This window comes from Streptomyces sp. NPDC006332, from assembly GCF_040612855.1.
Classification (GTDB): domain Bacteria; phylum Actinomycetota; class Actinomycetes; order Streptomycetales; family Streptomycetaceae; genus Streptomyces.
The window spans coordinates 107,339-129,971 of record NZ_JBEXRA010000012.1; the positions used below are offsets into that span (position 1 = coordinate 107,339).

Consider the following 22,633-nt stretch of genomic DNA (forward strand, 5'->3'; position numbering starts at 1 on the left):
CCGCGGAACGCACGGTTGACGGGATCTGTTAATTGAGTGGTCTCCGGCAGCTTCCCCCTCGTAAGTTGTGATCACCGCTTGAGGTACTTACATCGTGGGGGATCCGTCATGTCTGTCGCCGACCTGAGGCGTGCCGCCCGGGAGACCGTCTCAGGGCTCCCCCGTGAGTTCTGGTGGCTGTGGACCAGCACGCTCGTCAACCGGCTCGGCGCGTTCGTCGCCACGTTCATGGCCCTGTACCTCACGCTGGACCGCGGGTACTCCGCCTCGTACGCCGGACTGGTCGCCTCGCTGCACGGACTGGGCGGAGTCGTCTCCTCGCTGGGCGGGGGCGTGATGGCGGACCGGCTCGGGCGGCGGCCCACGCTGCTCATCGCCCAGACGTCGACCGCCGCGTCGGTCGCGCTGCTCGGCTTCGTGCACCACCCGGTCGCCATCGCCGGTGTCGCCTTCCTGGTCGGGATGGCGTCCAACGCCTCACGGCCGGCCGTGCAGGCGATGATGGCCGACATCGTGCGGCCCGAGGACCGGGTGCGTGCCTTCTCCCTCAACTACTGGGCCATCAACCTCGGTTTCGCCGTGTCCTCCGTGGCCGCCGGGTTCATCGCCGGGTTCAGCTACCGTGCCGGGTTCCTGATCGAGGCGGGCATGACGGCGGTCTGCGCGGTCGTGGTGTTCCTGAAGCTGCCCGAGTCCCGTCCCGTCGAGCACCGGAGCGAGCAGGCGGGCGACGACGTCGGCCTCGGTACCGTCGTGCGTGACGGGCGGTTCATGAGCGTCGTCGGGCTGTCCTTCCTGGTCGCGCTGATCTTCCAGCAAGGGGCGGTCGGTCTGCCGGTCGCCATGGGTGAGGCCGGGTTCACACCGGCCGACTACGGCGTCGCCATCGCCGTCAACGGCGTGCTGATCGTCGCGCTGCAGATCCCGGTCACCCGGTTCATCGAACACCGGGACACCAAGCGGCTGCTGGTCGTCTCGTCGCTCCTCGCGGGATACGGCTTCGGACTCACCGCCTTCGCCGGGTCGATCGGCCTGTTCGCCCTCACCGTCTGCGTGTGGACGCTCGGCGAGATGATCACCGCGCCGACCCAGACCGGTCTCGTCGTCCGGCTCTCCCCGGTCCGCGGCCGCGGGCGTTACCAGGGCATGTACACCCTGTCCTGGTCGGTCGCGGCCCTGGTGGCGCCCCTGATGTCCGGCGTCGTCATCGACCGCTTCGGCGCCGCGTGGCTGTGGGGGACGTGCGCGGTCATCGGGACGGGGGCCGCGATCGGGTACGGCGCCCTGATGCGGCGGATGCCGAACGAGGCACCGAAGGAAGCATCGGACGAGGCGCCGGACAAGGAATCGGACGAGGGATCGGACGTGGGATCGGACGAGGAACCGAGTCGCCAGCCGATTCAGGAGCCGGCCGAGAAGCCGACGGCCAGCGCACCGACGGTCACCGAGCCCCCCGCCACCGGCCCCCCGACCCCCGCCGAGCCCGAGGTCAGCGCGGCCTAGACCCCGTCGCCCGTCAGGGGTGCATCCGTGCCCCCTTCAGCACCTTGTCCACCCCGTTGCGCGGCCCGTACACCGCCAGCCCCACCAGATCCAGGTCGCTCGTAGGTACGGCCCGAACCGCCGCACGGTTGTCGCGGTCGTTGCCCGTGGTGAAGAGGTCGCTCGTGAAGAGCGCCCTGGGCAGGGCTCGGGACAGGGCCCGGGTGTGGGCCGCGCGCAGGGTCTCCTTGCTGGCCTCGAAGACCAGGACCGGCTGCCGGATCATCGGCAGATAGGCCACCGCGTCCGCGTCCTCGTACGGCTCGCCGATCACCTCCGGGACCTGGCTGCCGAGGCCGCTGACCAGGAACGCCGTCACGTTCAGACGCTGCCAGGTCTCCAGGTCCTCCCGCAGCAGTACGGCGATCTTGGTGTCGAAGCGCACGGGTTCGGTCGGCGCGGCCTCGGTCGGCGTGGGTTCAGTGCTCATGCCACGAGACTGCGGGGCGTCGTACGGCAGCGTCTTGTACGTTCTTTGCATGGCGGATGAAAAAGGTGTTCAGCGGGAGGTCTCCGCCTGGCGCCCGCGCATCCCCGGTGTCGTGGAGGTCTTCCACGCCCACTTCACCGAGTACGCCTACCCGATGCACGTCCACGACGCGTGGACGCTGCTCATCGTGGACGACGGGGCCGTACGGTACGACCTGGACCGGCACGAGCACGGAACACCGCACGACACGGTCTCGCTGTTGCCGCCGCACGTCCCGCACAACGGCTCCCCCGCCACCCCGGGCGGCTTCCGCAAGCGGGTGCTGTACCTCGACAGCAGTCGCCTCGGCGATGATCTGATCGGGCCCGCCGTCGACGCACCCGATCTGCGTGATCCGCTGCTGCGGCGGCGCGTCGGACAGGTGCACACCGCGCTCACCCGGCCCGGCGACGAGCTGGAGGCCGAGAGCAGACTGACGCTGGTGGGCGAGCGGCTGCGGACGCATCTGCGACCGGCGGACGGAAGTCGCACCCGCCGTCTCTCCCCGCGTCTGTCCGCACGTCCCGACCCCACGCTCGCCCGCCGACTGCGCGAACTCCTCGACGAACGCGTCGTCGAGGGCCTCTCGCTGGACGAGGGCGCGCGGTTGCTGCAAGCCCATCCCGCGCATCTGGTACGGGCGTTCAGCAGCGCGTACGGCATCGCCCCGCACCAGTACCTGAACGCCCGGCGGGTCGATCGTGCCCGTCGGCTGCTGCTCACGGACCACCGCCCGGCCGATGTCGCCGCGCAGACCGGTTTCCACGACCAGGCGCACCTCACCCGCCACTTCAAGAAGCTGGTGGGAGTAACTCCCGGGCGTTACCGGCGCGGCTCCATGTGACTCGGTCCAGCAACCCTTGCAAACGTTCGTTCGAGAGATTCGGCGGAAGCCGTCCGTCCACCGGTCAGGGCCGCTTAGCGTCACCCCATGGACGACTCACAGAACACCCAGAGCACCCAGAACGCCCAGAACATCCAGAACCGTGACACTCAACCGCGCGCTCTGAGACTCAGGCGGGTCTCCACCGCCGTCGCGGGCGCGGCTGCCCTGGTGGCCTTGAGTGTCGGAGCCGCTCTCGCGGCCGCGGACGACGGTCCTTCGCCGTCCCCGAGCCCCAGTTCGGTCTTCACCGAGCCGCCGACCACCGACCCCGGCGACGAAGGCGGCGACCCGGCCGACACGGCCGGCGCCAGCGGCGGCGACACCGGAACCGACCCCGCCCCCAGCCCGACCAGCCCCGACGATCCCGATCAGCCTTCCGAGCCCCCGGCCACCCCGCCCGCGGGCACCGACCTGGAGGAGCTCAACCGGCGTGTCGCGGAGCTCGACCGGAAGGTCGACGAGCTGCCCACCAAGAAGGAACTGGCCGACGCCCTGCGCGCGTTCGCCGACAAGCTCGACCAGCCCGACCAATCGTCCGGCGGATCGTCCGGCGGGTCCGCCGACGACCCCGACCCCACCGACGGGCCCGAGCCGGGCTCCTCCCTGCCGCCGGAGCCGGACCGGAACTGACGTGGCAGCCCGGGGTCAGTCGGCCGACCGCTGGGTGAGGTGCGCGAAGGCGTCCAGGTTGCGCGTCGACTCGCCCCGGGACACCCGCCACGCGTACTCCTTGCGGATGGCGGAGGCGAACCCCAGCTCCAGAAGGGTGTTGAAGCTGCCGTCCGCCGCCTCCAGGACCTGCCCGAACAGGCGGTCGATCTCGTCGGCGGTGACGGTGGCGAGGGGGAACTTGCCGGTGACGTAGACGTCGCCGAGCGGGTCGACGGCGTAACTCACGCCGTACAACTTGAGGTTGCGCTCCAACAGCCAGCGGTGGACGCCGGACTCGTTCTCGTCGGGGTGGCGGATGACGAAGGCGTTCAGGGACAGGGAATGGCGGCCCACGAGGAGGGAGACAGTCGTCGACAGCTTGCGGGTGCCGGGGAGTTTCACGACGTAGTTGCCGGGCTGCGGGCTCTCCCAGTCGAGTTCTGCGTCCTTCAGGAACCCCTCGATGACCTGCGCCGTCTTATCTGCATCAGCCATGGTGGGAGCGTACGCGACGGCGGTACGACTGGGTCGCGGCCGTGTAGACGTCCGCCGTGGCGGCGGCCGCGGTGTCCCAGCCGAAGGACTGCGCGTGCCGGGCGGCGGCCTCGCCCATCCGCGCCGGGCGCGAGGGGTCGTCGGCGAAGTCGCGCAGCACGCGCGCGTAGTCGGCGGGGTTGTGTCCTCGTACGAGCACGCCTGTCTGTTCGTCGCGTACGGCCACCGGAAGTCCGCCGACCGCGGCGGCGAGCACCGGCGTTCCGGCGGCCTGTGCCTCTATGGCGACCAGGCCGAAGGACTCGCTGTAGGACGGCATGACGAGCACCGACGCGGCCCGGAACCAGTCGGCGAGCTGCTCCTGGCCGACGGGCGGCTGGAACCGTACGACATCCGCGATGCCGAGCCGGGAGGCCAGCTTCTGCAGGCCCTCCGGCTTGGCGAGACCGCTGCCGCTGAGGCCGCCGACGACCGGGACGACGATCTGCGAGCGCAGGTCGGGACGCTCGTCGAGGAGGACCGCGACCGCGCTCAGCAGCACGTCCGGCGCCTTGAGCGGCTGGATGCGGCCGGCGAAGAGGGGGACCAGGGCGTCCTGCGGGAGGCCGAGACGGGCGCGGGCGGCGGCGCGGCCGTCGGCGGGGCGGAAGCGGTCGAGGTTCACGCCGGGGTGGACCACGGCGACGTCGGCGGCGTCGGCGGCGTAGTGCCGTACGAGTTCCTCGCGCTCCTCGGCCGTGTTCGCGATCAGACGGTCGGCGGCGGCGACGATCTGAGTCTCGCCGATGACGCGGGCGGCGGGCTCTGGGGTGTCGCCGTCGGCGAGGTTGGCGTTCTTGACCTTGGCCATGGTGTGCATGGCGTGCACCAGGGGGACGCCCCAGCGCTGGGCGGCGAGCCAGCCGACGTGGCCGGAGAGCCAGTAGTGGGAGTGCACCAGGTCGTAGTACCCGGGGCGGTGGCCGGCCCAGGCCTGCATCACGCCGTGCGTGAAGGCGCACAGCTGGGCGGGGAGCTCCTCCTTGGCGAGGCCCTCGTAGGGGCCCGCGTCGATGTGCCGGACGAGGACGCCGGGCGCGAGTTCGACGGTCGGCGGAAGAGCGGCCGTCGTCGCGCGGGTGAAGATCTCCACCTCGATGTTGATCGCGGCGAGGCGCTGCGCGAGCTCCACGATGTAGACGTTCATGCCGCCGGCGTCGCCGGTGCCGGGCTGGTGGAGCGGTGAGGTGTGCACGGAGAGCATGGCGACGCGGCGGGGGCGACGGTGCGGTAGCCGCAGTCGCGTGGGTGCCGCCACAGAGCGTCGCCCGAGCCTGCTGACGTACTGGCTCACGTGGCTCCTCCTAGCTGCGGGCAGGCCGAACGGAGGGTGCGGTGCACTCTCCAAGGACGGCAACACCGGAGTGAGGGGTTCCCATTCCGGGCGGGAGGGTTTTTGCCGAGGTATTACCGGATCTCGCTCAACCGTTCGAGGGTGGGGTGCGTGGGGGTTGCGGGTAGGGCCCTGCGCCCGAGCCAGTGGGCCGAGTGCCCTGCGCCCGAGCCAGCGGGCCGAGTGCCCTGCGCCCGAGCCAGCGGGCCGAGTGCCCGTACATGCGGCCGCATACCCTCTTAGCCATGACATCCCGCGCAGCGACCCGCCCCGTGGGCACGGTCACGCGTGGGACCACCAATCCCAATCGCCTCCGCCGCATGGACCGCTGGATCGCGGCCGCGCACGGGGCCGAGCTGCGCCGCGCCGTCGACCCGGTGGCCGTCGACCTCGGCTACGGCGCCGCCCCCTGGACGGCGGTCGAACTCCTCACCCGTCTGCGCACGGCAGCGCCACGCGCCCGGGTGGTCGGCGTCGAGATCGAACCGGCGCGGGTGGCGGCGGCACGACCGTACGAACGGGACGGACTCGTCTTCCGGCACGGTGGCTTCGAGATCCCGGTGTCCGGGCGGCCGCTGCTCATCCGGGCCGCCAACGTGCTGCGCCAGTACGACGAGGGCGAGGTCGCCGCCGTGTGGGAACGGCTGTGCGCCCGCCTCGCCCCGGCCACCGGGAGCTCCCGTGGGGGGCTGCTCGTCGAGGGGACCTGCGACGAGATCGGGCGCCGGCATGTGTGGGTGGCGCTCGGTCCGCAGGGACCGCGCACGGTCACCTTCGCGACCCGGCTGGGTTCGCTGGAACGCCCCTCGGACCTCGCGGAACGGCTGCCGAAGGCGCTCATCCACCGCAACGTCCCCGGTGAACCGGTGCACACCTTCCTGCGCGACTTCGACCGCGCCTGGGCGGCCGCCGCACCCTACGCCTCCTACGGCGCCCGCCAACGCTGGCTCCGGGCGGTGCGGGACCTCACGGCCGACTGGCCGGTGGCGGACGGGCCGGCCCGCTGGCGGCAGGGTGAAGTGACGGTGGCGTGGGAGGCGTTGGCGCCTCGCACCTGACCCGGCCGGCTTTCCGGCGCGCCGGGAACGATCTCCACGAGCCGTTCGTCACACAGGCGGGGAGAGGCCACGGGGGACGGGGAGGGGGAGGAACTCGGTCGGTCGACGCGCGCGACGACCTCTGTCGTTCTGCACGCCTACGTGACACGATCCCCTGGCGTCCGTATGTTACTGACGGTAAATCAGTTTTTGGGGGCACACGTATGCGAGCGGGCAAGCGAGGGTTGATCACAGCGGCCGTGACCGTCGTCTGCGCGGTCACCGTGCTGTTGGCGCCGGGTACGGCGTTCGCGGCTCCGGCACCCACACCGACCCCGACCGCGACCCCGCCCTCGGCGGCCCCGCGGGACAAGGACCTTGAGGCCGTACGCAAGAAGCTGGACAAGCTGTATCACGACGCGGCGGTCGCCACGGACGCGTACAACGCCGCCGAGGAGAAGGCCGAGAAGCAGTCGGCCGACATCGTGGCACTGGCCAAGAAGATCGTCGAGGGCCAGAAGAAACTGGACCGGCTGAAGGACCGCGCGGGCGCCGCGGCCCGCTCCCAGTACCGCGGCGGCGGACTGCCGGACGAGGCCCGGCTGATGCTCAGCGACAACCCCCAGCAGTTCCTGGACGGTGCGGGCCGGGTGATCCAGGGCCACCGCGCGACCAAGGGCCTCATCGGGGACATGTCCCGCACCCAGCAGGACCTGGAGCAGTACTCCAAGGATGCCTCCGCCCAGTGGAAGAAGCTGGAAGCGGGCCGCAAGGCCAAGGCGGCGGCCAAGAAGGAGATCGAGAAGCAGATCTCGGCGGCCGAGAAGCTCGAGTCCCAGCTGGAGAAGAAGGAGAAGGAGCGCCTCGCCGAGCTGGAGAGGAAGGCCGCGCAAAAGGCGCAGACCGCCTGGGTGGACTCCGGCATCCTCGAGGAGATCAAGGACGACGTCTCCGCCCAGGGCGAGAAGGCGGTGAAGTTCGCCACGGCCCAGATGGGCAAACCGTACGAATGGGGCGCGGAGGGCCCGAACACGTACGACTGCTCCGGACTGACCTCGCAGGCCTGGGCGAGCGCCGGCCAGGCGATCCCGCGCACCTCGCAGGAGCAGTGGAAGCAGTTGAAGCACGTACCCGTGAAGGACATGCGCCCTGGAGACCTGATCATCTACTTCGACGACGCCAGCCATGTCGCCCTGTACGTGGGCGACGGCGCGATCGTGCACGCGCCGCGGCCGGGGCGGACGGTGACCCTCACCGGGGCGGGGACGATGCCGATACTGGGTGTGGTGCGGCCGGGCGCGTGAGCGTGCGCGGGGTGGTGCGGGTGGGCGCGCGAGCGGGCGCGGGGTGACATTGCCGGGGGCGTGAAGTGGTGCGGCCGGGTGTGTGAGGCGGTGCGGCCGGGTGTGTGAGCGGGCGCGGGTGGCCTGTCCCACGTGACCTGGCGCACCTCAAACCTGTCGCCGACGTGACGTTCGTCATTCCGGCGCGGCAGCCGACCTGTCCAACTGCGGTACGGAACGCGGCATATGACAGCGGCCAGCGTGCGGGCAGCGTGCCGTACGCCATTCCGTTGCGGCGCCGACTACCGCTATGGTCCCCGTCGGTAGGTCGAGGTCCCTCGCCCTGCCATGCCCTCGGGGGGAGGGAAGGAACCCAAGACGATGCCCGTACCCGTACCGCGGCAGAGAGCGATCCCGGCCGTGGAGAGTGGTCAGGCGCAGCCCGCGTCCTCAGGCACCGGCCCTTCGAAGGAAGGGGCCCCGCGTGAGTCGGCCCCGCCCGGGAGCACCGCGACCGAGCCCACCGGCCGCACCGCTGCCACCGCCACTGCCATGACCGGCCCTGACGGCTCGGCCGTCCCGAGCGGCTCCGCCGACGGCACAGGCCAGTCCGGCCAGATCGACGCGACCGGTCAGCCCGGCGGTCCCGTCTCGGTCGGCGGTCCCGGCTCGGTCGGCGGCTCCACCGGCACCGGCACCGGCACCGGCACCGGCACCGGCACCGGCACCACCAAACCCACCGGCGTCATCGCCCCCACCGGCACCAGCCTCACCCTGCTGGTGATCGAGGACGACCCGGGCGGCTCCACGGCGGTGCCCGAGCTGCGGGACTCGGCCGGCAAGCCGATCCGGGTACGCACCGCCCGCAACCTCACCGAGGCGGCGCGGCTGCTCACCGATGATGTCCACTGCATCCTGCTCGACCTCGCGCTGCCCGCCGCCGGCCGGGCCGAGGGCGACGACGAGCTCGCCGTACTCCGGCGTGTGCTGGAGCTCGCGCCCCGGCACGCCGTCCTCGCGCTCACCGCGTCCGGCGACGCCGAGCGCGGCGCCGAAGCGGTGCGGGTGGGCGCCCAGGACTATCTGTTCCGGGACGAGCTGGACGGCCGGCTGCTGAGCCGGGCGATCCGGTACGCGGTGGAGCGGAAGCGTTCCGACACGGCCGAGCGTCGGCTCGCCGAGGGCCGGTTGCGCGCCCAGGAGAACCGCCGCCTGGAACGCGGCCTGCTGCCCACGCCCCTCCTGGAGGGCTCCTCGCTCCACTTCGCCGCCCGCTACCGGCCGGGCCGTTCCCGCGCCCTGCTCGGCGGCGACTTCTACGACACGGTCCGCACCCCGGACGGCACGGTCCACGCGATGATCGGTGACGTCTGCGGGCACGGCCCGGACGAGGCGGCGCTCGGCGTCGAGATGCGTATCGCCTGGCGGGCGCTGACGCTGGCCGGTCTCTGCGGCGACCAGCTGCTGGGCACGCTCCAGCAGGTCCTGGAACACGAGCGGTCCGACGACGAGATCTTCGCGACGCTGTGCACGGTGGACATCGCCCCCGACGGGCGCCGCGCGGGCATGTGCCTCGCCGGCCACCCGGCCCCGCTCATCGCCCGCCCCGGCCGACCCGCACGACTGCTCCCGTACGAGAACAACGGCCCCGCCCTCGGTCTGCTCCCCGGCGCCCGGTGGCCGCGGACGCAGGTGGAGCTGGGTCCCGAGTGGAGCCTGATGCTCTACACCGACGGTCTGATCGAGGGCCACATCGGCCAGGGCCGGGAGCGGCTCGGCGAGGACGGCATGGTGGAGATGGTCCGCCGTCAGCTCGCCGCTGGCCTGCGCGGGGAGGCACTGCTGCGGGCCACGGTGAACGAGGCGCGCCACCTCAACGGCGGCGAGCTGACGGACGACGTGGCGGTGCTGCTGCTGGACCGGACGGGCTGAGCGAAAGCCGCCGTCGCCTCGCCCCTCAGCCCCTTCGGCACGTCCCCTTCGGCACGTCTCCGTCGGGACGCCCCGTCGGAGACGCCCCCGTCGGAACGCCTCAGCGCCCGCCGTTGTAGGGACCGTACGGGCCGTCGCTGCTGGAGCCACCGCGTCGGCTGCGGCCCCCGCCGGGCAGGCCCCGCAGGGCCGGTCGTACGTCGACCATGTACACGATCGTCGCGATGAGACCGATGATCGGCAGGAACGACAGGATGTTGAAGATCAGGTTCACCACGAAGGCGAGCCCCAGGATGATCAGCCAGAAGGGCTTGGTCTTCTTGTCGGCCGCGCGGTAGGCGTCCTCGCGACGCGTGGCGGCGTCGATCAGCGCGAAGCCGCTGAAAAGGATCAGGGCGACGCTCAGCAGCCACATGAACCCTGCGAAACCCTGCATCAGCACTACGTCCACCACCAGACTCGGCTTGTCGTCACGCGGTCACCGTACCGGTTTCCCGGAACGCCGCTACCCGCAGAACGGGCCGGGCACTCCAAGAGTGCCCGGCCCGTGATCCGTACCGCGATGCCTCACTTGGCGGGCGGCGTGGTCTTCTTGGCGGTGCTGGTCGGGGTGGCCTTGCGGGCCGGGGCCTTCTTCGCCTCCGGCTTCTTCACCTCGGACGGCTTCGCCTCCGGCCGCTTCGCCGGCGCGGGCACCGTCTTGGCCTCGGTCGGCTTCGGCACGGACCTGACCACGGCGGGCTTCGGCTCGGACTTGACGGCGGCCGGCCTCGGCTCGGGCTTGGCCGCGGCGGGCTTGGCCGCGGGCGCCGGCTTCGGCTGAGCGCTCGGCTCGGCGTTCGGCTCGACGGCGATCGCCAGTTCCTCGATCTCCTCGGCGGCCTCGCCGCGCCAGGTCCGCACGGTCTGCTCGCCGTGCTCGGCGACCTTCTCGTAGGTCTCGCGGGCCTTGACGGCGTACTCGGCGGCGACGCCGACACCGCGCAGGGCGAAGTCCTGGGCGCTCTCGCCGAGCTTCTTCAGGTCGGCGTCGAGGGTGCTGCCGAGCTTCTTGAGGTCACCGTCGAGGGTGCCGAGGAACTCGCCGACCTTGGACTGGAGGCTCTCCTGCGCCTCCTTGGCCTTGGCACTGGCCTCCTTGGCACGGGCCTGGGCCTTCTCCTGCACGGTCTTGGGGTCGGTGTTGCGCACGGCCTCGATCCGCGCAGGGGCCTCGGCGCGCAGCTGCTCGACCAGACCGGGCACCTTCTTGGCCTGCTGAAGAGCCAGGTCGGCGGTGCCGGCGGCGAAGTAGAGCGGAGTCGGGTCGCTGAGGGTCTTGCGCAGGTCGTCGGTGATGGCCATGGTGTTGGTCCTCCCGGATTCGCTTCGGCTGAGGGTTTTGGTGGTCCGCAGTCAGGCGGCCGGTGCCCTGGTCCGGCTCAACTGGCCGTCTGCTGCGGATCGGCGTCGCTGGCGCCGGTGGTGCGGGTACGACGGAGGGACTCGCGTCCGTCCGCCGGACCGGTCTCTCGTACGACGGGGTCGCCGTCCTGGGTGCCCAGGACACCGTCACTCAGAGCATCGTCACCGGGAGCGGCGGCTTGAGCAGGTTCATCCGCCCAGTGGGCCACGCCCTCGTCACCGGCTTCGCCGACCCCGAACCCGTTCTCCTTGCGGAACGACTCGTAGATCTGGAGCAGCACCTGCTTCTGCCGCTCGTTCAGCGTGGGATCGGCGAGGAGGACCGCACGTGTCTCCACCTCGTCCCGGTCCCGCTCGGCGTCGAGGATGCCGGCCCGCACGTACAGCGTCTCGGCGGAGATCCGCAGGGCCTTGGCGACCTGCTGCAACACCTCCGCGCTCGGCTTGCGCAGCCCGCGCTCGATCTGGCTCAGATACGGATTGGACACCCCGGCGGCGTCGGCGAGCTGCCTGAGCGAGAGCTGCGCGGTGCGCCGCTGCTCGCGAAGGTAGTCACCGAGGTTGCCGACGTTGAGAGATGCCATACGTCCACCTTGCACCACCCGCGCTAACTATTGCAAGCACCCGCTTGCAATAGTGCGCCACGCCACGCCGAGGTCCACCCGAGTGCCCCAACCTCACCCCGCGACGCCCTCCCCCAGCCTCCGCCACCGCCCCCAGCCCTCCGGCCCCTCCGGCCCCTCCGGCTCACTCCACCGCCGGACCGCCCACCGGCCGGTACGCCCGCCAGTACTGACGTCGCCTCTCGTCCCGCACCACGACACCGAGGCGGGCCAGCTCCTCGCGGAGTTCCTGGACGTCGTCATCGCCGGGCCCCTTCTTCTCCAGCGACTCCTGACGGGCCCGCAGGACCGCGTTCGCACTCTCCGACAGGCCGGGAGTGCCCGGCACCCACCGCCGGAACGCGTCCCGGTGCGGGTCGGCGTCCGCCCACGCGTACCCGTACCTGGTGAAGGCGTCGGCGACGCGGCCCGGGTTCAAGTCGCATTCCTGGCGGGCGAGTTCGCCCTCGTCGTGGCCGAGCAGGACGAGGTGCTTGCCGTCCCGGAACACCACGGCGACGTCGCCCCGCGCGAACTCCCGCTCACGGCCCTTACGGGTGAGTACGACACGGTCGCCCGACAGACGGATCACCAACTGCTCGTACTGCGCGACGAGTCCGAGTGCCAGCCCCGCCACCGCGCCGACGGCGGGGAGCACCGGCTCGGGAAGGGACTCGACGAGACCGGCCGGTTCCCGCAACGGCGCCACTGGCAGGGTCACCCACCAGCCGGCCAGGACGTCGACCAGCAGTCCGAGACCCGCCCCCGCCAGGACGAGCACGACGTAGACGCAGACCGTGCTCCACACCGGAGCGCGGAGCACGACACCCTTCCGCGCACCGCGCTCGGACGTCACATCCCTGTCCATCCCTGTCTCCCCCATGGTCCTGATCCCTTGGCGACTGGCGACCCCAATAATAAACCGAGTGCTCAGTCTAGTTATATTGGTCGACGAACGAACCGAGAACCGCAACAACCGCCAGAACCAGAAGGAGACGGGCCCCGATGAGGACGGTCGACCCCGCCAGGCATCGGGCCCGGCGCCGGCACATCATCAATGTCGCCGCCGAACTCTTCGCCGCCAAGGGCTTCGAGCGCACCACCACCGCGGAGATCTGCAAGGCCGCCGGCATGAGCGCGGGCAACCTGTTCCACTACTTCCCCAACAAGCGCGCGATCTTCCACGCCGTCTTCGAGGACGACGAACCCGAGGACGACGAACCCGAAGGCGGCGCCACCAAGGCCGAGCGGCTCGCCGCCGCCCGCACCGCCGACGACCCGTGGACCGCGCTCCTCGACACCGTGGACCTGCTCGCCGCGCCCGCCACCGAGCCGCACGTCCCCGCCCTGGTCATGGAGGCGATGGTGCAGGCCTACCGCGACCCCGAACTCGACGCGCTGCTGAGCCGTGACAACGACGAGGAGCGGTCCACCGTCACCGCTCTGCTGCGCCGGGCCGCGGCGGCCGGACAGATCGATCCCGCCCTGGACCCGAAGGACACGGCGGCGTGGGTCATGGCGCTCATCGCCGCCCTCTACACCAGCACGGCCACCGACCCGTCCTTCCGCCCCGCGGAACAGCTCCCCACCCTGCGCCTGATCCTCGAACGCTTCCTACGGCACCCCTGACACGAGGGACCGTCGGCGGTCTCAGCGCATCCCCTCGAACCCGCCCCTGGAGAGGATCTCGTCGATCCGTGACCGATGAGCCCTCTCCCAGTCGTCCAACGTCTCCGTCGCCTCCTTGGCCAGCTTGGCGCGGGCCGCGGTGAGGATCTCCTGGCGGCGGGCCCCGGGAACGGCCACCACGCCCTCCTCGTCGGCGACCACCACGTCACCGGCGTCGACCGGCACCCCGCCGCAGCGCACCTGCTCGCCGAACGGCGTCACCGCGGACTTGGCGGCCGGGATCGGGATGACGCCCCGGGCGAACACCGGGAAGCCCATCTCCCGCACCTCGGCGAGGTCGCGGATCAGCCCGTCCGCGACGAAGCCCGCGATGCCCCGACGCCGGGCCACAGCGCAGACGTTGCCGCCGGCCAGCGCGTAGTCCAGGTCACCCGACTCCACGACGATCACGGAGCCGGGCTCGGCCCGGTAAATCGCCGCGTGCAGCATCAGGTTGTCGCCAGGCGGGCACCGTACGGTGAACGCCGGCCCGGCGATCCGCGCTACCGGCTCCCACAGGGGCCGTATGCCGATGTCCATGACCCGCTCGCGGCCCAGCAGGTCGGCCAGGGTGGTCGTGGGGATGTCCAGAAACTCCGTGGCTTCGATCACGACGAGGACGCTACCGTGCAGCCATGACTGCCGGGTCGGCCTTGTGCCGTGAGCGAGTTGGGTGCCCGGCCTCTGAGTGAGGCCGACGGGGGTCCCCCCGCTTGAGCGAGTCCGCACGTCGGGCAGGGCCAGGGGCCCGCCTCTTTCTCCGCGCCACCTTCGACGTTCCGAAGATTCCAGCGACCGAGAAAGAGAAAGAAGACAGCGTGCCCAACCCGTTCAATGAGCAGATCATCGAAGAGTTCCGCGCCAACAAGGGCCGTATGGGCGGCCACTTCGAGGGCGCCCGGCTGATCCTCCTCACCACCACCGGCGCCCGCACCGGCACCCCGCACACCGCCCCCGTCGGCTACCTCCCCGACGGCGGCGACCGCATCCTCGTCATCGCCTCGGCGGGCGGTGCGCCTCACCACCCCGACTGGTACCGCAACCTCCTCGCGCACCCCGAAGTCACCGTGGAGAACGGCGCGTTCACGTACCGGGCGCGGGCCGAGCCGCTCACCGGCGAGGAGCGGGACCGGGCCTTCGCGCGGGCCGTGGAGGCGGAGCCGGGCTGGGCGGCGTACCAGGAGAAGACGGACCGGGTGATCCCGGTGGTGGCCCTGCACGAGATCGCCCAGGACGGCCCCCCGAACATCAACGCCGGTTCCTTCGGCGAGGCGATCAAGGTCGTGCACGACGCCTTCCGCCGTGAACTCACCCAGATTCGCAAGGAGATGAGCTCGGGTACGTCCACGCTCGGCGCCCAGCTCCGGGTGAACTGCCTGACGTTCTGCCAGGGCCTGCACAACCACCACAACGGCGAGGACCTCGGCATGTTCCCGCTCCTCGCCGACCGCCACCCGAGCGCCGCCCCCGCGCTCGCCCGTCTGCGCGAGGAACACCAGCGGATCGCGGCCCTCGCCGAGGACCTGCGCCGCGCGGTGAGCGCCGAGGACACCGACCGGGACACGGCCCGTGCGGAGGTGGAGCGCCTCACGACGGAGCTGGAAGCCCATCTGACGTACGAGGAGCAGCAGTTGATCCCGCTCCTGGACGCCACCACCTGACCCGACGCCGTCGCCCAGGACAGGACAGGTCCCGTTTTGGGCGACGGCGAACATCCCCTAGAACGGCAACGGCCGCCCGTGCACCACGTCCAACCGGGACACGGCCCGCGTCAGCACCACGTACAGCCGGTGCAGCCCTCTTCGTTCCGCCTCCGCGATCGCGGCCGGTTCCACGGCGACGACATGGTCGTACTCGAGTCCCTTCACCAGGCTCGCCGGGACGACGGTCAGCCGGGCGCCCAGCTCCTCGGGGCCCGCCGCCACGATCCCGGCCGCGTCGAGCGCGGCGCGCACCCGGTCCACCTCCGTGTCGGCCGCCACGACCCCGACCGACCCCTCGCGCGCCAGCGCGTCCCGGGTGGCGTCGACGACCACGTCGAGCAGCCCGCCCGCCGTCGCCTCCCGGATCCGCAGCTCCCCGTCCCGGCGCAGCGACCGCCCCGCCGGTACGTCCACCTCCAGACTCCCCAACAGCCGGTTCGCCAGCGTCACCACCGCCTCCGGCACCCGGAACCCGGTGGTCAGCGGCACCACGGCCGCGTCCGGTTTCCCGAGGTGCCGCAGGACCGTGTCCCACGACCGCGCCGCCCAGGGCGTGGTCCCCTGCGCCAGGTCACCGAGGACCGTGAGCGACCCGAAGGCGGCCCGGCGGGCGATCGCCCGGCACTCCATCGGGGAGAGGTCCTGTGCCTCGTCGACGACGAGATGCCCGTACCCCTCCGGATGCTCGACGAGCCCGCCGACCTCGTCCAGCAGGACCAGGTCCGCGGCCGACCAGCGCGCCGACTTCCAGGACCGCGGAGGCTTCGCCCACAGCAGCGCCCGCTGCTCGTCGGCGTCCAGCAGTCCGTCCGCCGCGGCCGCCAGCACCGCCGGGTCGGTGAGGAGTTCGGCCACCACCTCCTCCGGCCGCACCCGGGGCCATACGGCGTCCAGGTACGCCCCGACCGCGCGCGACCGTGAGATCTTGCGCACCCAGGCGTTGCTCTGCGGCCCGGCCCGCCGCTCGGCCTGCGCCTGCACCCACCGCACGATCCTGCCGCGCACCCGCTCCCGCCCGATCGCGTACGGCGGTTCCTCGGTCCGTACGTCCCGCAGGATCCGGGCGAGTTCGCCGCCGGGCACCCGCCAGCGATACGTCCCGTCGGGCACGACGAGGGCGACGCCGGCGCCTTCCCCACCCTCGCCCCCACCGCCCGACACCCGCGCGTACAGCGCCCGCCGCAGCACCTCCGCCATCCGGGCGTCGTGCTTGACCAGGGCGGTCCGCTCGTCGTCCACCGCGGGGCCGGCCGTCCGGGCCGCCGCGGTGGTCCGGCGGTTCGCTGCGATCTCCTCCTGGAGGGTGGACTGCCGCACGCCGGTCTCGCCCAGCGCCGGCAGCACCTCCGCGATGTAGGAGAGGAAGGTCCGGTTGGGCCCGAGGATCAGCAGTCCGCCGCGGCGGATGCGCTGCGGGTGGGTGTAGAGCAGGTACGCGGCCCGGTGCAGTCCGACGGCGGTCTTCCCGGTGCCGGGGGCGCCCTGCACGCACAGCGAGACGGGCAGGTCCCCCCGTACGAGATCGTCCTGCTCGGGTTGGATGGTCGCGGCGATGTCCCGCATGGGGCCGACCCGGGGCCGCTCGATCTCCTGGGCGACGATGCCGCTGGCCCGCGACTCCCCCCGGCCCAGGTGCTCGTCCTCCAGCCCGGTCAGGTCGGCGGACTCACCCCGGCTGCCGGGCGCCCAGCCGAACCGGCGGCGCACGGCCACGCCCTGTGGCTCATGGGCGCTCGCCTGGTAGAAGGCGCGGGCGACGGGGGCCCGCCAGTCGACGACGAGGGGCGGCACAGCCGGGTGCTCGCTGATCCTCAGGCGGCCGATGTGGTACCGCTGCCCAGAGTGGTCCCCCGCGTCCGGGCCGAAGTCCAGCCGCCCGAAGAACAGGGGCCCTTCGGGCAGTTCCCGCAGCTGCTTGGCCTGACTGCGCAGGCGGTACCCGAGAACCTCGGCGTCGGCCCCGGAGGCGGAGACGTCCACGGCGGTGACGACGTGTTCCTGGGCCCCGTCCACCATGGCGGCGAGGGCGGTGCGGCAACGGTCGTGGTGGCCGCGTTCCTGACGGAGGGAACCGTGGAGGGTGTCCTTGAGAGCGGGGTCGGGTGACGTCATTCCACCGAGCGTACCGGAATATCGTTACCGAGTAACATTCTTTACTCAGGCTCACCCAGGGGATTACTCGGACTCGCTCATGCGAGATCGGGCAACCCGGCCGCCAGGCTCCCGAAGGCCCGCTCGGCCGCGGCCACCGCGTCCGGCCGTACGTCCGCCACCCGCTCCCCCGCGGCGATCCGCTGCCAGTTGTCCAGCGCGAGGATGCGGCGCACGGCGATGATCTGCCCGGCGGCGAGCCGGGCCTCCAGTCCGCCGCCGAGCGCCTCGGCGAGCGCGGCCTCGGACCGCTCCTGGTACGCGTACACACGGGCCGCCAGCGCGGGAGTCCCGTACAGCAGCGTGTGGAAGGCGAGCACCCGCGGATCGTCGTTGAGCCCGGTGACCGGATCGTGGCGCTCCAGCCCGTCCAGGAAGTGCCGCCGCAGCGCCCCGAGCGGAGAGTCCTGCCCGGCGACGACGCGCGCCGCCTCCTCCTCGTGATCGGCGATCCGGTACAGGACGAGGTCCTCCTTGGCCGGGAAGTACCGGAACAGGGTCGGCTTGGAGATCTCGGCCGCGGCGGCGACCTCCGCGACGGACACCGCGTCGAACCCCTTCTCCAGGAAGAGCCCGATCGCGACCTCCGACACCACCTCGTACATCCGCCGCTTCTTACGCTCACGCAGACCGGTCTCGCTCATGTGGTGAGCGTAACCACCGACCGGCCCCCCGCGACGGCCGCCTACGAGGCGTCGGGAAGGGGCTTCGGCCGGGTGCCCGTCCGCGTGCCCGTCTGCCGGTGCCAGTGCACCAGCGCCGCCACGATCTGCGGATGGGTGGGTACGGTCCTCGATCCCAGCGGCTCGGCGGCCGCGGTCAGGATCCTGTGCAGTCTGGCGGCGGCGAGGGGCAGCCCCGCCCAGTTGAAATCGTCTCGCTGACGCAGTTTCAAGGACTCACGGATGACATCGGTGAACACCGACTGCACCCTCTTGAACTCGAGGATCCGCGGCAGGTCCTGTTCCCACCCGAGGGAAGTTCCGGGGCGGACGCGGTCGACGACCCGACACCATTCCTGGATCATCCGGTTCTCCTGATGGGCCGGGTAGCGCATCAGGTAGAGATGGGTGGCGAGGTCGTAGAGCGGGTCGCCCAGCATCGCCAACTCCCAGTCGATCACCCAGAGCCGTCCCTGGCGATCGACGATGAGGTTCTTCCGGTGCAGATCAGCGTGCAGCAGACAGAAAGGCCGCCGGGTCAGGCCGTACACACGCTTTCGGAGCCGGTCGAACGACTCGTCCCCTATTCCCAGCTCCTGGAACAGCTTCTCGAACACCGGTCGGTTCGGTTCGTAGACCTGCTCCTGCATGAAGACGATCAGGCGTTCCAGGAAGCTGTCGGTGTCACCGTCCTCGGGACGGTCCTCGGACTCGCAGCGCCGCTCGGCCTTCAGCATGTCCGGCCTGATCCGTACCGTCTCACGGAACAGGTTGACGAGCTGGTCGAAGATCGGGTCGGGTACGCGTCGGCTCGACCACCACCGTCGGGCACCGACGGTCCGCCCCTCGATGAAGGCCTGGACGTCCACCCCGCCGAGGTCCACGACGTCCGGCACGCACTCGATCCGGTGTTCCTTCAGGGCCCGGAGCAGTTGCTCCTCCGACTTGAAGCACCTGCGGTCGAACCACAGCAGTTCCGCGCGCGGCTCACGGCACTTGACCCAGGTCCGGTCCTCCAGCGGCCACACGTGCAGCACATGGTGATGTCCCTTCAGCGTGCTGCTGACGAGGCGTGGACGGGCGCTCCACTCGTCGGCTCGCTGCCGGTCGTCGGGGACCGAGGGGGATGTCATGTGCTGGTTTCAGGCCGTTCTGGTCGTGCTGCTGGGGTTGGGGGGACGCACGTTACTACCACACAGTCAAGCGCTGGGGTAGAACTCCGGCAATCAACGGGCCGACTCGCTCCCTCGGACCAAACGGCGGGCTAACCCCGCAGCACCCGCAGCAGGGGCTCCAGGGACCGGACGACGTCCTTGGCCCCGGCCTGCCTCAGGTCCTTCTCCTTCCTCTCGTTACGCGCGTAACCGAGGAAGGGCACCTCGGCCTCCAGCGCGGCCGCGAAGTCCGAGGGCGTGTCACCGATCATCAGGGCGTCGGGCGGGGCGGCACCCAGCGCGTTCAACGCGCGGTTGAGGCAGTGCGGATCGGGCTTGAGGAGGCCGAGGTCCCGGGTGCGGCCGTAGATGTGCGGGGTGAAGCAGGAGAGCAGGCCACGGCTCTCCAGGTATTCACGGACCACCTCGGGCGAGTTGTTCGTCGTGACGGCCAGCCGGGAACCCACGGCTGTCCAGGTACGGATCAGGGGGTCCGCCCACGGGGTGGGCATCGCGCCGGGCGCCGCCTTGAGCTCCTCCTGGGTGAGACGTTTCTCCATCTCCACCACGAGGTCACTGCCGTAGTGCCGGCTGTCGACCGCGCGCAATACGGCCTGTGGGTCCTCGTTCTCTCGTTCCGCCTCGGTGAGGAGATGGGACAGACCGAGGGTGTCCAGCCACTCCACGAAACCCTCGGCGATGCGTTGCGACGAGTGCTGCGCGAACAGCCCGCAGATCGGCCCGTCGAAGTCCCACAGGACGACCCGTGCGCGCGCGACGAGGGCCCGCAGCCGCTCCATGTCGTGCTCGGTCTCCGCTGCCATGGGTTCAGTCCGCGTCGTATCAGAAGTCACTAGGAGAGTGTCAGGTCCCTCGTGATGGTTTCCCAGAGGGCGTCGAACCACTTCTGGGATTCCTCCACGAACGCCGCCTCGCGCCTACCGTCCTTCTGCACGAAGGAGAACAGGAGGGACTCGGTGCCCAGCACGTCGTACATGTCGAGCGTGCCCCTGTCCGACGACTCCTCGCGGCGCGTGATCATGTAGTACGCGATCAGCGCCTCCTGTTCGTTCAGCAGGTACAGCTTCACCGGCGGGGTGAAGGGCAGCGCGCGGAACCTGACCTGGACGTCGATGCCGTGCGAGGAACGCAGGGCGCGGAGGTTGTGCTGGAGGACGTGGCCCTGGGCGTTGCGTTGGGCCAGCCAGCGCTCGTGGACCGGGTCGTCGTCCTCGCCCCGGCCCTCCACCGGGACGGGGAACGCGAGCGGGATCTCGCGGGAGGGCAGCAGGATGCGGACGTCGATCGACTCGGGGCGGATGCGGCCCTCGTGGATCAGGCGGATCGGCGCCGCCAGGGCCAGCATCAGGGACTCGGCGGTGAGGCAGGCCGCGGCCACCCGGACGTGCGGGGCCGCGAACGCCTCGGTCAGGCGGGGCGCGAGGCCCACCATCGTCGGCTGCGGCTGCTCACCCGTCGCCCGGGGCGGTTCCGCGATGCGCGGTGGGCTGCCCTTGCTGACGTTGCTCAGGAGGCCGTCGTCCTGGAGGACGCGCAGGGCCTGACGGACGGTGCCGCGTTCCACGCCGAACTCCTCGGCGAGTTCCGCCTGGGTGGGCAGGCGGTCGCCCGCCTTGAGGTCGCCGGTGCGGATCCGCTCCCGCAGGACATCGGCGATCTCCTGGGGCGAGAGCCTTCTGCTGCCGTTCACTGCCACGTTCTCCTGAGTCACGACCAAACGCTACAACTTTGATCCATCTATGTGGAGTTGTTTGAAAGTTGTTTATGACTAGGGACCAAGTGGGGACAACTACCTTAGAGTTGGTTACCAACTTGATCCCGGTTGGCGAGTGCTTCGCCTCCTCTCGCCAGCAAGGCCCCTGCCGGACCGCCTGAAGGGGGAACCACCGTGCCAGTCATCGCCCTCCTCGCCGCCGTGTTCGTCGTCGGTGTCGAACAGACCGTCAAGTGGAAGTACGGAGCCGTCGGTGTCGTCGGCCTGCTCCTGCTCACCATAGGTATCAAAGCCAGGAACCCGACCGTCAGTTCTCTCGGAGCCGTCGTCCTCGCACTGCTCGTCGCGGGGCCCGCCCTATGAGTCGACCATGTCGACGGCACCCCGCTCGGTCCACTGTGGGAGACATCAGCTCGTGAGCGTCAGCTCCGAACTGATCGTCTCCCACAGTGCGTTGAACCACAGGTGGGACTGCTCCACGAAGGTCGTGTCCCGCAGGCCGGCGCCCTGCTCGAAGGCGAACAGCATCGACTGGGTGCCTTCCGCGTCGTACGTCTCCAGGTACTCGTGGTCGATCTCCGCCTCATGGCGGCCCAGCGTGTAGTAGGCGAACAGCGCCTCCTCCCCGTTGAGCAGATACAGCTTCACCGGCGGGGTGAAGGGCAGCGCGCGGAAGGTGACGCGCACGTCGATGCCGTGCGTGGCGCGCAGCGCCAGCAAGTTGTGCTTGAGCACCAGACCCTGGGCGTTGCGCATGGCCAGCCAGCGTTCGTGCACCGGGTCGTCGTCCCCGCGCCCCTCCACCGGCACCGGGAAGGCGAGGTCGATGTCCCGGCTCGGCAGCAGGACCCGGACGTCGACCTTGGCCGGATTCAGTCGCCCGGCGTGGATCTCGCGCAGCGGTTCGCCCATGGCGAGGGTGAGGGAGACCGAGGTCAGACACAGGGCGTCGATCTCGACGTGCGGGGCTGCGAAGGCGGCCGCTATCCGGGGCGCGAGGGCCACCGTGGTGGGCAGCGGGGGCGCGCCGGGGCCGACCGGCATGCTGCCAGGTCCCGGATCCGGCGCCACGGTCGCGGGGCTGCCCTTGGATACGTTGGTCAGCAACCGCTCCGACTGCAGGATCTGCAGCGCCTGCCGTACGACTCCCCGCTCGACCCCGAACTCGTCGGCCAGCTTGGCCTGGGTGGGCATGCGCTGGCCCGACCGCAGCTGCCCGGACCGGATCCGGGCGCGCAGTTCGTCGGCCACCTCGTGATGTGACGTCTGTGGCCGCTGTGCCCTTTTCCGCCCATTGACGGCGGCGTGTTTCGGGTCCACGACCAAACACTACAACTTCCCGCCATCTTTGAGCAGATCACCGAAGGGTGGTTATGAGACGTATCCAAGTGGAGATAAGTACTATGAAGTTGGTCGCCAACTTAGGCAACATGGTCAACGTGGTCAAACTTTTCGAGAGGTTGGCCAGGTGGCGACCGACGGGGACCACCGCCCCGAAGGAGGACCGACATGCCGCTGATCGCCCTGGCCATCGCCGCCCTCGCCGTCGGCTTCGAACAGCTCGTCCAGTGGCAGCTGGGCACCATGGGCATCGTCGCCCTGGTCGCCCTCACCGCCGGGATCAAGTCCAAGAGCATCGCGATCGGCGGCATCGGAGGGGTGATCCTCGTGATGCTGCTCGCCCAGTCCGGCTGACCGGGCTCCCTTCCGGAGGGGAGCCGGGAGCCCGGTCGGCCCGCACAGCCACAACTGAACACGGTCGACACCCAGCACAGCCACAACTGAACACCGCCGTCCACGAGGACCGCGGCAGCACAGCCACAACTGAACAGCCACAACTGAACAGCTCGCTACGGATGCGGAGCAGCACCCCTGTCCCCGGCAGGA

Annotated in this window: 24 protein-coding genes; 10 read left to right on the forward strand and 14 right to left on the reverse strand. The window is 70.9% G+C overall.

From position 1 onward, the window contains the following. The first annotated feature begins 108 nt into the window (after positions 1-108). Complete coding sequence (locus tag ABZ027_RS13905) at positions 109-1,503, forward strand: MFS transporter (protein WP_356767736.1); 1,395 nt, start codon at positions 109-111, stop codon at positions 1,501-1,503. 13 nt (positions 1,504-1,516) lie between these two features. Here ABZ027_RS13905 and ABZ027_RS13910 read toward each other — a convergent pair whose 3' ends face one another. Next, the gene (locus ABZ027_RS13910) at positions 1,517-1,972 is read right to left on the reverse strand and encodes a DUF2000 domain-containing protein (RefSeq protein ID WP_356767738.1); all 456 of its coding nucleotides are present in this window, start codon (positions 1,970-1,972) and stop codon (positions 1,517-1,519) included. A gap of 49 nt (positions 1,973-2,021) precedes the next feature. Here ABZ027_RS13910 and ABZ027_RS13915 point away from each other — a divergent pair, with 49 nt between their 5' ends. Continuing rightward, positions 2,022-2,855, forward strand: coding sequence for an AraC family transcriptional regulator (locus ABZ027_RS13915; protein ID WP_356767740.1), 834 nt, complete (start codon positions 2,022-2,024; stop codon positions 2,853-2,855). An 87-nt stretch (positions 2,856-2,942) separates the two neighbouring features. Continuing rightward, positions 2,943-3,527, forward strand: a complete 585-nt coding sequence (locus tag ABZ027_RS13920; RefSeq protein WP_356767742.1) for a hypothetical protein — start codon at positions 2,943-2,945, stop codon at positions 3,525-3,527. Between the two features lie 15 nt (positions 3,528-3,542). On the opposite strand, the gene ABZ027_RS13925 is transcribed toward ABZ027_RS13920, so the two are convergent. Both ABZ027_RS13925 and mshA read right to left on the reverse strand, forming a co-directional pair. Further along, positions 3,543-4,043 (reverse strand): YbjN domain-containing protein, encoded by a 501-nt coding sequence (locus tag ABZ027_RS13925; protein WP_356767744.1) that lies wholly within the window; start codon positions 4,041-4,043, stop codon positions 3,543-3,545. Further along, a complete protein-coding gene (gene mshA, locus ABZ027_RS13930) occupies positions 4,036-5,376 on the reverse strand; it encodes a D-inositol-3-phosphate glycosyltransferase (protein ID WP_356767746.1) in 1,341 nt (446 codons plus the stop codon). The genes ABZ027_RS13925 and mshA overlap by 8 nt, the downstream gene beginning before the upstream one ends. A 284-nt stretch (positions 5,377-5,660) precedes the next feature. Here mshA and ABZ027_RS13935 point away from each other — a divergent pair, with 284 nt between their 5' ends. The 3 genes from ABZ027_RS13935 to ABZ027_RS13945 all read left to right on the forward strand — a co-directional run bounded on the left by ABZ027_RS13935 (position 5,661) and on the right by ABZ027_RS13945 (position 9,667). Further along, positions 5,661-6,473: a class I SAM-dependent methyltransferase gene (locus tag ABZ027_RS13935; protein WP_356767748.1), complete on the forward strand. Its 813-nt coding sequence runs from the start codon at positions 5,661-5,663 to the stop codon at positions 6,471-6,473. 203 nt (positions 6,474-6,676) lie between these two features. Beyond that, positions 6,677-7,756 (forward strand): NlpC/P60 family protein, encoded by a 1,080-nt coding sequence (locus tag ABZ027_RS13940; RefSeq protein ID WP_356767750.1) that lies wholly within the window; start codon positions 6,677-6,679, stop codon positions 7,754-7,756. A 360-nt stretch (positions 7,757-8,116) separates the two neighbouring features. After that, positions 8,117-9,667 (forward strand): SpoIIE family protein phosphatase, encoded by a 1,551-nt coding sequence (locus tag ABZ027_RS13945; protein WP_356767752.1) that lies wholly within the window; start codon positions 8,117-8,119, stop codon positions 9,665-9,667. Between the two features lie 100 nt (positions 9,668-9,767). Here ABZ027_RS13945 and ABZ027_RS13950 read toward each other — a convergent pair whose 3' ends face one another. From ABZ027_RS13950 to ABZ027_RS13965, 4 genes are all read right to left on the reverse strand, one after another. Next, positions 9,768-10,103, reverse strand: coding sequence for a DUF2516 family protein (locus ABZ027_RS13950; RefSeq protein ID WP_356767754.1), 336 nt, complete (start codon positions 10,101-10,103; stop codon positions 9,768-9,770). A 131-nt stretch (positions 10,104-10,234) separates the two neighbouring features. Next, the gene (locus ABZ027_RS13955; RefSeq protein ID WP_356767756.1) at positions 10,235-11,011 is read right to left on the reverse strand and encodes a hypothetical protein; all 777 of its coding nucleotides are present in this window, start codon (positions 11,009-11,011) and stop codon (positions 10,235-10,237) included. 77 nt (positions 11,012-11,088) lie between these two features. Continuing rightward, a complete protein-coding gene (locus ABZ027_RS13960; RefSeq protein WP_356767758.1) occupies positions 11,089-11,655 on the reverse strand; it encodes a helix-turn-helix transcriptional regulator in 567 nt (188 codons plus the stop codon). A gap of 163 nt (positions 11,656-11,818) precedes the next feature. Then, positions 11,819-12,541 (reverse strand): hypothetical protein, encoded by a 723-nt coding sequence (locus ABZ027_RS13965; protein ID WP_356767760.1) that lies wholly within the window; start codon positions 12,539-12,541, stop codon positions 11,819-11,821. Between the two features lie 137 nt (positions 12,542-12,678). Here ABZ027_RS13965 and ABZ027_RS13970 point away from each other — a divergent pair, with 137 nt between their 5' ends. Beyond that, entirely contained in the window at positions 12,679-13,302 is a 624-nt protein-coding gene (locus ABZ027_RS13970) for a helix-turn-helix domain-containing protein (protein WP_356767762.1), read from the forward strand. A gap of 21 nt (positions 13,303-13,323) precedes the next feature. Here ABZ027_RS13970 and ABZ027_RS13975 read toward each other — a convergent pair whose 3' ends face one another. Beyond that, complete coding sequence (locus ABZ027_RS13975; RefSeq protein ID WP_356767764.1) at positions 13,324-13,953, reverse strand: RraA family protein; 630 nt, start codon at positions 13,951-13,953, stop codon at positions 13,324-13,326. A gap of 206 nt (positions 13,954-14,159) precedes the next feature. Between ABZ027_RS13975 and ABZ027_RS13980 the strand changes: the two genes are divergently transcribed. Then, positions 14,160-15,002: a nitroreductase/quinone reductase family protein gene (locus ABZ027_RS13980; protein ID WP_356767766.1), complete on the forward strand. Its 843-nt coding sequence runs from the start codon at positions 14,160-14,162 to the stop codon at positions 15,000-15,002. 57 nt (positions 15,003-15,059) lie between these two features. On the opposite strand, the gene ABZ027_RS13985 is transcribed toward ABZ027_RS13980, so the two are convergent. From ABZ027_RS13985 to ABZ027_RS14005, 5 genes are all read right to left on the reverse strand, one after another. Next, entirely contained in the window at positions 15,060-17,156 is a 2,097-nt protein-coding gene (locus tag ABZ027_RS13985; RefSeq protein WP_356767768.1) for an AAA family ATPase, read from the reverse strand. Positions 17,157-17,233: 77 nt separating this feature from the next. Then, the gene (locus ABZ027_RS13990) at positions 17,234-17,839 is read right to left on the reverse strand and encodes a TetR family transcriptional regulator (RefSeq protein WP_356767770.1); all 606 of its coding nucleotides are present in this window, start codon (positions 17,837-17,839) and stop codon (positions 17,234-17,236) included. A 41-nt stretch (positions 17,840-17,880) separates the two neighbouring features. Further along, positions 17,881-18,990, reverse strand: coding sequence for an aminoglycoside phosphotransferase family protein (locus ABZ027_RS13995; protein ID WP_356767772.1), 1,110 nt, complete (start codon positions 18,988-18,990; stop codon positions 17,881-17,883). 131 nt (positions 18,991-19,121) lie between these two features. After that, positions 19,122-19,835 carry an HAD-IA family hydrolase gene (locus ABZ027_RS14000; RefSeq protein WP_356767774.1) on the reverse strand — a complete coding sequence of 238 codons (714 nt, stop codon included), beginning with the start codon at positions 19,833-19,835 and terminating at the stop codon, positions 19,122-19,124. Between the two features lie 29 nt (positions 19,836-19,864). After that, complete coding sequence (locus ABZ027_RS14005; protein ID WP_356767776.1) at positions 19,865-20,749, reverse strand: GntR family transcriptional regulator; 885 nt, start codon at positions 20,747-20,749, stop codon at positions 19,865-19,867. 171 nt (positions 20,750-20,920) lie between these two features. On the opposite strand from ABZ027_RS14005, the gene ABZ027_RS14010 reads away from it, so the two are divergent. Continuing rightward, positions 20,921-21,109 (forward strand): hypothetical protein, encoded by a 189-nt coding sequence (locus ABZ027_RS14010; RefSeq protein WP_356767778.1) that lies wholly within the window; start codon positions 20,921-20,923, stop codon positions 21,107-21,109. A 45-nt stretch (positions 21,110-21,154) separates the two neighbouring features. Here ABZ027_RS14010 and ABZ027_RS14015 read toward each other — a convergent pair whose 3' ends face one another. Further along, positions 21,155-22,072: a GntR family transcriptional regulator gene (locus ABZ027_RS14015; RefSeq protein ID WP_356767780.1), complete on the reverse strand. Its 918-nt coding sequence runs from the start codon at positions 22,070-22,072 to the stop codon at positions 21,155-21,157. A 183-nt stretch (positions 22,073-22,255) separates the two neighbouring features. Between ABZ027_RS14015 and ABZ027_RS14020 the strand changes: the two genes are divergently transcribed. After that, positions 22,256-22,441, forward strand: a complete 186-nt coding sequence (locus ABZ027_RS14020; protein ID WP_356767782.1) for a hypothetical protein — start codon at positions 22,256-22,258, stop codon at positions 22,439-22,441. Positions 22,442-22,633 lie beyond the last annotated feature (192 nt).